Consider the following 1,376-nt stretch of genomic DNA (forward strand, 5'->3'; position numbering starts at 1 on the left):
GGGCGCGGGAGCCCACCTCGTCGGCGGCCGCGTCGAGGTCCGCCCCGGGGCCGCCGGTCACCAGGACCTCGGCGCCGCCCTCGACGAGCCGCTTCGCGATGGCGAGCCCGAGACCGGTCGCTCCGCCGACGACCACGGCTTTCCTGCCTGCGTACTTGGGCATCTGCCCGGCTCCGTCCTCCGGCGGCTGCTGACGGGACCGACTCTGCTCGCGGGCGCTTCGGGGTCACTGACGGTTCGCTGACGGTTCGCTGACGGTCCGGCACGGGCTGCGCGGGCCGCTCGGGCTCCCCGGGCTGCGCGGCCTGCTCGGGCTACGCGGGCAGCGCGGGCTACGCGGGCAGCGCGGGCAGCGCGGATCGCTCAGCCTGCGCAGGCAGCTCGGCCTACGCGGGCTGCACAGGCAGCCCAGCCTCCGTGGGCTACGCGGGCTGCCCAACCTCCGCGGGCCACGCGGGCAGTTCGGACCGCTCGGCCTGCGCAGACAGCTCGGACCGATCGGCCGCCTCCGCGAGCTGCCCGGCCTGCGCGGGCTCCGCGGGCAGCTCGGACCGCTCGGACCGCTCGGCCTGCGCGGCCTGCGCGGGAGCGCGCTGTGTACGGTGATCCGCATGCAGTTCGGGGTGCTCGGTCCACTGGCGGTGCGGGACGGCGCGGGGGAGCCGGTCAAGGTTCCCGAGGCGAAGGTCAGGGCGCTCCTCGCCGACCTCCTGGTGCACGAGGGGCGGCTCGTCTCCGCGGACCGGCTCATCGACGACCTGTGGGGCGACGCGCCGCCCGGCAACCCGGCCAACGCCCTGCAGTCCAAGGTCTCCCAGCTGCGCCGCGCGCTGGGCCGCGACCGCGTGGTGCACCAGCCGCCCGGTTACCGGCTGCGGCTCGACGCGGCGGCGGGCGACGAGGTGGACGCCGACCGCTTCCGCGCCCTGGTCGAGGAGGCGCGGCGGGCGCCGGACCCGCGGTCGCGGGCCGATGCGCTCGGGCAGGCCCTCGCGTTGTGGCGCGGGCCCGCCTACGCCGATCTGGCCGACGAGGAGTTCGTACGCGCGGCCGCGGACCGGCTCGCCGAGCAGCGGCTCGCCGTGGTGGAGGAGCAGGCGGAGGCACGCCTTGAGGCGGGCGACCACACGCTTCTCACGGGGGAGCTGGCGGACCTGGTGGCCCAACACCCCCTCCGCGAGCGGCTGCGGGCCGTGCAGGTGCGGGCGCTGTACCTCGCGGGGCGGCAGAGCGAGGCGCTCGCGTCGTACGCGGCGCTGCGCAAGCAGCTGTCGGACGAGCTGGGCCTCGACCCCGGCCCGGAGCTGGCGACCCTGCACGAGGCGATCCTCCGCCAGGACCCGTCGCTGTCGCGACGCCCGCCCACGACCTCGCCC

2 protein-coding genes are annotated in these 1,376 nt (G+C 77.2%); one reads left to right on the forward strand and one right to left on the reverse strand.

The features are described from left to right. Positions 1 to 163: SDR family NAD(P)-dependent oxidoreductase (locus tag AOK03_RS41570; protein WP_157869206.1), on the reverse strand; the 163-nt coding region annotated here is incomplete at its 3' end. 448 nt (positions 164 to 611) lie between these two features. Here AOK03_RS41570 and AOK03_RS38570 point away from each other — a divergent pair. Next, a partial coding sequence (locus tag AOK03_RS38570) for an AfsR/SARP family transcriptional regulator (protein WP_167355699.1) occupies positions 612 to 1,376 on the forward strand: 765 nt, incomplete at its 3' end.

It is taken from the genome of Streptomyces atriruber, assembly GCF_001418325.1.
Lineage (GTDB): Bacteria > Actinomycetota > Actinomycetes > Streptomycetales > Streptomycetaceae > Streptomyces > Streptomyces atriruber.